The following is an 8,355-nucleotide window of genomic DNA, read 5'->3' as shown; positions in this document are numbered from 1 at the left end:
GGCGGGGGCGGGGCTGTGGGCGGCGGCGCGGTGCTATGGCCGCGCCCACGGGCAGTGGGTGGCGTACGCCGCCGCGGCGGGCCCCCGCGGGGGGGGGCCCCCTCTTCGGTGAGAGCCCGAGCGCGAGTTGGGCGTCGACCCGGTGGACGAGGGTCTCGAAGAGCATGCGCCGGACCCAGAACCGGGCGTGCTGGTCGACGCCCCAGGCCCACATGGGTGCGTCGAGGTCGGTCGCGTCGAACACCGCCGCGGCCTCCGCCGCGCTCTCGGCGAGCCAGTCCGGGAAGTCGTCGGGATGCTCCGGCAGGCGCAGGTCCACCTCACGGCTGGTCGGGGGCTGCTGGACACGCTGACGGAGCAGCTCGGTGAACCAGCGGTGCACGCTGCCGACGTGCCGCGTGAGGTCCCCGAGGGTCCAGCCGGGGCAGGTCGGCACCGCGGTGGAGAGGTCGGCTCCCCTGACCACGGAGACGAATGCGGCGGCCTCGGCCGCGACGGCCGCTCCGTGCTGGGCGGGGTTCATGGCTGTGCCCTTCCTCTGATGGCGCTGCCCCGGGTCCGGGCATGCTTGAGACCCTATATGATTGAGGTCCTTAAGTAATTCGAAGCTAATTCCCCACCGACGGGGATGTCAACTCGCGGCCCGCCGCGCCGTCCCGGAGCACCTCGGACCGGTGCGGTGGTGGAGACGCCGGAACCCGGTCCTGGCAGGATGACGGCATGGAACGTGTGCTGGGAATCGGTGGGTACTTCCTGCGTGCCGGCGATCCGGAGGCCCTGGGCGCGTGGTACCGCGATTGCCTGGGCCTGGACGCCGATGAGAACGGCCTGTGGCGTCAGGAAGCCGGGCCGACGGTGTTCGCGGCGTTCGAGTCCGAGACCGACTACTTCGGGTCCCGCACGCAGCAGGCCATGCTCAACTTCCGGGTCCGCGACCTGGACGCGATGCTCGCGCAACTGCGCGCCAAGGGAGCGGACGTGGCCGACGAGACGCAGGACATGGAGGGCGTCGGTCGCTTCGGCTGGGTCACCGACCCCGAGGGCCATCGGATCGAGCTGTGGCAGCCCGCCTGACCGTACCCGCACACCTGCCTGGCCTACACTCCGGGACACGGGACGGAGGGCAGGACGGGGTTTCCCGTCGATCACCGGTCACGTGCCGGCGTCGGAGCCGTCCTGGCACACGGGCGCATCCGGCCCGCGTCACCGTTCCAGTGAAGGGGGATGAGCATGACCCTGCTCGTGTTGTCCGGTGTTCTCCTGTTCGTCGTCGGAGGGTGCGTCTGCGTGGTGTGGGCGGATCGCGGCGGTCCGCGCTGGGCGCGTGCCGTGGCCTCCTGCATCCTCGTGGCGGGCGAGCTGGTGCGCCGTTCGCAGCGCTCGCGACGGAGTTCGTCGTCGGACTCCGGCGACTGATCCGATCGCGGTTTCCGGCGGCCCCGCGCACCCGGCACGGACGCTCCGCTCTCGGCGAAGCGGGGCCCGCGGACCTGGAGTCCGTGCTGGAGTGGGCCGATGGACATCTTGATTCTGGGCGGAACGGCGTGGCTGGGCCGCGAGGTCGCGCGACAGGCGGTGGAACGCGGCCATCGGGTGACGTGCCTGGCGCGCGGGGAGAGCGGCGAGGTGGCGGAGGGCGCGGCGCACGTAGCCGCGGACAGGCGCGACCCGTCGGCATACGAGAGCCTGGCGGGCCGGGACTGGGACGCGGTGGTCGAGGTGTCGTGGCAACCGGGCTTCGTCCGGGGGGCGCTGGCGGCGCTCGGCGCCCGCGCCGGGCACTGGTCGTACGTGTCGTCGGTCAGCGCGTACGCCTCGCACGCGCGGCTGGACGCGGACGAGTCCGCGCCACTGCTCCCGGCGAACGCGCGGGACGAGGCCGGCCGCGAGGAGTACGGGGAGGCCAAGGTCGCCTGTGAGGAGGCCTCGGTGGCGGCGGTGGGCGACCGGCTCCTCATCGCGCGGGCAGGACTGATCGGCGGCCCCGGCGACCACAGCGGCCGCACCGGCTACTGGGTCGGACGCGCGGCTCGCGAGCCGCTGGCTCCGCTGCTGGTGCCGGCCTCCTCCGGCGTTCTCACGCAGGCGGTCGACGCGCGGGACCTCGCGGCGTGGCTGCTCGACTGTGCGGAGAAGGGGACGACCGGCACGTACGACGCGGTCGGCCCGGTCGTGCCCTTCGGGGAGTGGGTCGGGCTGTCGCGGGAGATCGGCGGGCACACCGGGGCGGTGGTGGAAGCCGACGCCGACTGGCTGCTGCGTCGGAACGTGGGTGAGTTCATGGGCCCGGAGTCGCTCGCGATGTGGGTGGCCGATCCGCGATGGACCGGCTTCAGCGCCCGCAACGGCGCCGCGGCCGCCGCGGCCGGGCTGCGGCACCGGCCCCGGGCCGAGATGCTGGCGGACACCCTGCGCTGGGAGCGGGAGGAGGGCCTGGACCGGCCCCGCCGGGCCGGCCTGAGCGGCGCGCGCGAACGCGAGCTCCTGAACGCCTTGAGGTGAGGGGCCCGCGGTATGTCGAGAAGCCGTGGCCTGCTCCGTCCCCGCTGTGAGAGCGGCCAGAATGGGTCGCACCCGTACCGAGGAGAAGCGTCATGGCCAAGTACCTGCTGCTCAAGCACTACCGCGGCGCCCCGGCCGCCGTCAACGACGTCTCCATGGACCGGTGGACCCCGCAGGAGATCTCGGACCACGTGCGGTTCATGCACGAGTTCGCGGCCCGGCTCGAGGGGACCGGCGAGTTCGTCGACGCCCAGGGGCTCGCTCCCGAGGGGACCTGGGTCCGGTACGACGGCGAGGGGCGGCCGCCGGTCACCGACGGTCCGTTCGCCGAGACCAAGGACCTCATCGCCGGGTGGATGGTGATCGACGTCGACAGTTACGAGCGCGCCGTCGAGCTGGCCGGAGAGCTGTCGGCCGCCCCCGGCGCGGGCGGGAAGCCGATCCACGAGTGGCTCGAGGTACGCCCGTTCATGGCCGCGCCGCCCACCATCACGCAGTGAGCGCGGAGGTGGACGAGGTCCTGCTCCGGAGCCTCACGCCGAGCGTGCTCGCCGTTCTCGTCCGCCGCGGAGCCGAGTTCGCGGCGGCCGAGGACGCCGTACAGGACGCGCTGGTCGAGGCGGTCCGCGTCTGGCCCTCGGACCCCCCGCGGGATCCGAAGGGCTGGCTGATCACCGTGGCCTGGCGCCGGTTCCTCGACGCGACCCGGGCGGACTCCGCCCGCCGCCGGCGCGAGGACCTCGTCGACGAGGAGCCGGCGCCCGGTCCCGCGCCCGCGGTGGACGACACGCTCCAGCTGTACTTCCTGTGCGCCCACCCGTCGCTGACGCCGTCGTCCGCGGTCGCGCTCACGCTGCGTGCCGTAGGCGGGCTGACCACCCGGCAGATCGCCCGGGCCTACCTGGTTCCCGAGGCGACCATGGCGCAGCGCATCAGCCGGGCCAAGCGCACCGTCGCGGGCGTGCGGTTCGAGCAGCCCGGCGACGTCGCCACCGTACTGCGCGTCCTCTACCTGGTCTTCAACGAGGGCTACTCCGGCGACGTCGACCTCGCCGCCGAGGCCATCCGGCTCACCCGGCAGCTCGCGGCCGCCATCGACCACCCCGAGGTGGCGGGGCTGCTCGCCCTCATGCTGCTCCACCACGCCCGGCGTGCCGCCCGGACCGCGCCCGACGGCAGCCTGGTGCCGCTCGCCGAGCAGGACCGCGGCCGCTGGGACACCGCGGCGATCGCCGAGGGCGTCGTGATCCTGCAGACGGCGCTCGCCCGCGACCGCCTGGGCGAGTTCCAGGCCCAGGCGGCCATCGCGGCCCTCCACGCCGACGCCCCGACCGCCGGGGAGACCGACTGGGTGCAGATCGTCGAGTGGTACGACGAACTCACGCGCCTGACCGGCAGCCCGGTCGTCCGGCTCAACCGCGCGGTGGCCGTCGGGGAGGCCGACGGACCGCGCGCCGGCCTCGCGGAGCTCGCGGTGCTGGACGAGGCCCTGCCCCGTCACACCGCGGTGGCGGCGTACCTCCACGAGCGCGACGGCGACCTGGCGACGGCGGCGCGGTTGTACGCCGAGGCGGCGCGCAAGGCGCCGAACCTCGCCGAGCGCGACCACCTGACGCGCCAGGCCGCCCGGCTCAACGCCCGCGGGGGCCGTTGACGGGGGCCCCGCGGCCGGCGGGCGCCCCCGCCCCCCGCCTGCGGCGCGACGGCGCACGCCCGTCGTGCCGCGGCAGGTCTCAGCAGCGGCGGCTGTCCTGCGTGACGGTGCCCTGCGCGGTTTCCACCGTGCGGTCGTAGCATCCGCCCCGCGCCCCGGTCCCGTACTGCCGGTGGCGGGCGGAGGTGGTGGCGACCGCGTGCCGCTGGTCGCGCGGGACGTTCGCCGTGTAGCTCGCGTCGCCCGTGTACTGGTCGTCGGTCCGGGACCGTTCGGCCTCCCGGCCGCCGCGCAGGGTGACGGTGTCCGCGCGGTCGCCGAGCGCGATGACGGTACGGAGCCGGTCGCCGGTGCCGAGGGTGGTCTCACCGTCCATGGTGTACGTGCGGCTGGTACGCGTGGTGGTCGCCCCGCGCGTGACGCTCTCCTCGTCGGTCCAGGTGGCGGTCAGCCCGTCCCGGTCCTCGCCCTCGGTCCAGCGGTGGACGGAGGTGTGGTGCACGGTGCGGGCGACGGTCGTGGTGATGCGGCCGTGCGAGGTGTCCAGGTATCCGGCGACGGTCAGCCGGTGGCCGCCCTCGGTGTCCAGGCGGTGCTCGGCGCCGGGTTCGGCGGGCGTCCAGCGTACGGAGTTGGCCGGATCGCTCTGTTCCTCGCGCGTGAGGGCGCCCGTGACGACCGCGCGGGCGGTGTCCTGCCAGAGCAGCAGATTGGCCGGGGTGCTCCAGCCCGTCTGTCCGGCCGGCACTCCGGCGACGGTGACCTCGATGCGGTGCGGGCGGCCGTCGTTGAGGAGGGCGGCGTACGGGGTGAGGTCGTAGCGGACCGGCTGGACGTCGAAGGCGCGGGGGCCGGGGGTGACGTACCACAGGAAGGGGTTGGACCAGCCGCCGGTCCAGACGTGGGGGAAGGGTGCGGCGATGCCGGCGAGCCGGCCGTCGACGGAGATCCGGACCTCCCGGTACGGGCCCTCGGCGGCCTTGCAGGAGTAGGGAGCCTGGTCTGGGGTGGTCAGGTACCAGAACTCCTCACAGCCGCCGCCGGAGCCCGTGGCGTAGACCTCGGCGAGGAGCCGCTCGGTGTTGCGCGGAAGGGTGACGGCCGGGGTGGTGAGCGCGAGGACGCGGTCCGGTGTGCGGCCGGGGCCGTGATCGGGACGGCCCTGGGCCGCGTAGAAGGTCAGGGTGACCTTGACGTCGATGACGCCGGTGTAGGTGTCGTCGACGACGTTGCCGATGAGCATCTCGACGGGCTGAGGGCGGCTGAGGGTGTCGCGGTAGTGGGTGACGTCCTTCTCGACGGACCAGGCGATGCCGTCCGGCGAGGGCTCGGGGGTGGAGGTGTGGAAGATCTCCACGCCGCCGACGGAGAGGTGGCCGAGGCGGTCGAACTGGCGGCCCTTGACCTTGCCGTCGAGGCGGAGCACCACCGTCGCCCAGTCGGAGGTGCCGCAGCCGGTGGGCGGCGCGTAGCTGCCCCGGTAGGGAGTGAAGTCGCGGAACTGCACCTCGGCGAGGGTCACTTGGCACGACTTGGTCCCGGGATGAGCCACGGGTGGTGCGGGGGTGAGGGGGTCGTGCCAGTCCGTCCCGAACTCCGTGGGCGGCGGCTGCGTGCCGGGGAGAACCGCTGCGGGGGCGGCCGGAGCGGGTGCGCCGCCGGGTCCGGCCGCCGCTGCCGGGCCCGCGGCGGCGAGGGTGGCCGCCGCGAGGGTCAGCGCGCCGAGCACGCCCATGATCCTGTGTCGTCTCATGGGCCCGCAGTGAAACGGGGCCCGGTGCGGGGGCGCCAGGGCAGTGCGCCCGCCCTGGCCGGATCCGGCCGCCGCCGGGCCCTGGCCCGTGCACGGGTCCGGGCCCGTGCGCCCTCGTCGTGGGCTACGCGGCCTGGAGCGCGGGAGAGGACTCGTACGGGGACGACACCCTCGTGATGTGGGCTCCGCGGTCTCCGAAGGGTCACGCGCGGGCACGGTTGGTACGGGCGGACGTCCTGGAGGCGTGGATCTCCGCAAGCGCCGGATGGGCGCCGTGGCGGAAACGCTGTTGGAGGTGGTGCGGGAGGGCCGGGCGGTGGAAGGGGACGCGGGCCGGATCCAGGGCGTCGTCGGCGCTCCTCGTCCCGGCCGGCCATAACTCCCGGCGTGGCAAGGCGGTTCGGCCTTACTGTGACCCTCATGATCGACTGGAACAGCATCGAAGACGCCGACTGCGCCGTGCCCGCAGACCACCCCATGGAAGAACTGGTACGAGGGCTCTCCCGAGCCCTGGCGGATCCCGATCCGCTGATCCGGGACGGGGCGGCCTACTCCGTCCTGTCGACCTGGATAGAACGCGGGGTGATCGACGCACCCCGACGGCTGGCGCTCGGCGACGAGATGACCGCCCGCCTCCTCGACGAGGAGGTCCAGGCCCGCACGTTCGCCCCGCTCGTCCTCGAGATGATCGTGAGCAAGGGGGATCTCAAGGCGGAATGGGTGGACGCCTTCGAGCGGTGGTACCCGGCGGAGAAGGATCTGCGCGGCCTCGACGAGAAGCTCGGCTGGCTCCACGCGGTGGCGCACGGCGCGGACCTGCTGAGCGCCTTCGGGTCTCACCCCGAGGTGGCACCGGTACGCATGCTGGACCTCGCCGCCGCACGGCTGACGACACCCACCGAGCACGTGTTCGATCAGCTGGAGGACGACCGTCTGGCCAGGGCGGTCGCGAACGTCCTCACCCGTTCCGACATGAGCGAGGACGACGCGACGGCCTGGCTGGACCCGATCGGCACCTGCTTCGGAGCCGATCGCATCAGCACCCCGGTCCCCGCACACCTCACCAATTGCCTGCGCACGCTGCGCATGCTCTACGTCTTCGCGGACCGGGGCGTGCGGCCGGACCCCGCGTCGGCGCCCCGGCCCCTGCACCACCACGAGGCGGTCAAGGCCCGCCTCGCCGCGGTCCTCGACCTGATCGTCAAGCGGTGACGACGCGAGGCGGGGGGCCGGCCGGCCGGGCCGGGCGCGAGAGCCGGCCGGAGTCCGTCGTCCCCCGCTGACATGAGTCCCGCCGATGGGGCAATCCGCAGGGCATGACACGCATCCCGAAGAAGGACCGCGACGGCGGACACGAACGTACGGGCGACCCCGAGGGCGACGGCCCCGGGCCGGCCGAGGGCCTCGGGGAGATCGAGGCGATCGAGGAGCGTGCTCCCGATCGGCCGTCCGCGCTGCCCGGGCGGTCGTGGTGGGACGTACTGCGCGGGACGGTCAAGGAGTTCACGAACGACGAGCTGAGCGACCGGGCCGCGGCACTGACCTACTACGGGGTGCTGGCGCTCTTCCCCGCCCTCCTGGTCCTCGTGTCCCTGCTCGGGATGGCCGGCGAGTCGGCGACCGCGACGGTACTGGACAACCTGCGGACGCTGGCGCCCGGCTCGGCCCAGAACGTGATCAGCGACGCGGTCGAGCAGCTGCAGGGTCACAGCGGCACGGGATCGCTGCTGGCGGTCGCCGGCCTGCTCATCGCCCTGTGGTCCGCCTCCGGCTACATCGCCGCGTTCATCCGCGCCGCGAACGTCGTCTACGACATCCCCGAGGGCCGGCCCGTGTGGAAGGTGCTGCCCCTGCGACTGGCGCTCACCGTGACGCTGGTGGTCCTCTGCTGTGCGAGCGCGCTGATCGTGGTCTTCACCGGTGGCCTGGCACGGCGCGCGGGGAGCGCCCTGGGCATCGGCGACAGTGCGCTGACCGTGTGGTCGATCGCCAAATGGCCGGTCCTCGTCCTCCTCGTCACGATCATGATCGCGCTCCTGTACTGGGCCGCGCCCAACGCCAAGGGCCGTGGATTCGCCTGGGTGACCCCCGGCAGCTTCCTCGCCCTGGGGATCTGGACGGTCGCCTCGGCCGGCTTCGCCTTCTACGTCGCGCACTTCGCCTCCTACGACAAGACGTACGGAACCGTCGCGGGTGTCATCGTCTTCCTGGTGTGGCTGTGGATCACCAACCTCGCCGTCCTCCTCGGGCTGGAGTTCGACGCGGAGCTGGCCCGCCAGCGCGCGATCGCCGGGGGGCTGCCCAAGGACGAGGAGCCCTACGTCGAGCCCCGCGACACCCGCGCCTGGAACAGCGCGGAACGGCGCCGCATGCGTGAGGTCTGACCGCCGGGCACGAGCCGCGGACGGCCCGGTCCTCCGGGCCCTCCGCGCATGCCTCCCCGACG

The 8,355-nt window shown here is 73.6% G+C and carries 9 protein-coding genes; 7 read left to right on the top strand and 2 right to left on the bottom strand.

All coding sequences use genetic code 11. From position 1 onward, the window contains the following. Positions 1-523 (bottom strand): maleylpyruvate isomerase family mycothiol-dependent enzyme (locus tag ACWF9Z_RS02035; RefSeq protein ID WP_453596457.1); only part of this gene is annotated, 523 nt, incomplete at its 3' end. A 197-nt stretch (positions 524-720) separates the two neighbouring features. On the opposite strand from ACWF9Z_RS02035, the gene ACWF9Z_RS02030 reads away from it, so the two are divergent. The 5 genes from ACWF9Z_RS02030 to ACWF9Z_RS02010 all read left to right on the top strand — a co-directional run bounded on the left by ACWF9Z_RS02030 (position 721) and on the right by ACWF9Z_RS02010 (position 4,156). Beyond that, complete coding sequence (locus tag ACWF9Z_RS02030) at positions 721-1,074, top strand: VOC family protein (RefSeq protein WP_453596455.1); 354 nt, start codon at positions 721-723, stop codon at positions 1,072-1,074. A 156-nt stretch (positions 1,075-1,230) separates the two neighbouring features. Further along, a complete protein-coding gene (locus tag ACWF9Z_RS02025; protein WP_453596454.1) occupies positions 1,231-1,416 on the top strand; it encodes a hypothetical protein in 186 nt (61 codons plus the stop codon). Between the two features lie 99 nt (positions 1,417-1,515). After that, positions 1,516-2,502, top strand: coding sequence for an oxidoreductase (locus ACWF9Z_RS02020; RefSeq protein ID WP_453596452.1), 987 nt, complete (start codon positions 1,516-1,518; stop codon positions 2,500-2,502). A 92-nt stretch (positions 2,503-2,594) separates the two neighbouring features. Further along, complete coding sequence (locus ACWF9Z_RS02015) at positions 2,595-3,002, top strand: YciI family protein (protein ID WP_453596450.1); 408 nt, start codon at positions 2,595-2,597, stop codon at positions 3,000-3,002. An 8-nt stretch (positions 3,003-3,010) separates the two neighbouring features. After that, positions 3,011-4,156, top strand: coding sequence for an RNA polymerase sigma factor (locus ACWF9Z_RS02010; protein WP_453596539.1), 1,146 nt, complete (start codon positions 3,011-3,013; stop codon positions 4,154-4,156). A 79-nt stretch (positions 4,157-4,235) separates the two neighbouring features. Here the strand turns inward: ACWF9Z_RS02010 and ACWF9Z_RS02005 are convergent, their stop codons facing one another. Beyond that, on the bottom strand, positions 4,236-5,909 hold the full coding sequence (locus tag ACWF9Z_RS02005; protein WP_453596448.1) for a peptide-N4-asparagine amidase: 1,674 nt from the start codon (positions 5,907-5,909) through the stop codon (positions 4,236-4,238). Positions 5,910-6,329: 420 nt separating this feature from the next. Here ACWF9Z_RS02005 and ACWF9Z_RS02000 point away from each other — a divergent pair, with 420 nt between their 5' ends. Then, a complete protein-coding gene (locus tag ACWF9Z_RS02000) occupies positions 6,330-7,121 on the top strand; it encodes a DUF2785 domain-containing protein (protein WP_453596447.1) in 792 nt (263 codons plus the stop codon). A 104-nt stretch (positions 7,122-7,225) separates the two neighbouring features. Continuing rightward, positions 7,226-8,293: a YihY/virulence factor BrkB family protein gene (locus ACWF9Z_RS01995; protein ID WP_453596445.1), complete on the top strand. Its 1,068-nt coding sequence runs from the start codon at positions 7,226-7,228 to the stop codon at positions 8,291-8,293. The last annotated feature ends 62 nt before the right edge of the window (positions 8,294-8,355 follow it).

This window comes from Streptomyces sp. NPDC054961, assembly GCF_053609145.1.
The sequence above is the reverse complement of the archived record's forward strand: the minus strand, read 5'-3'. Positions and strand labels throughout refer to the sequence as shown.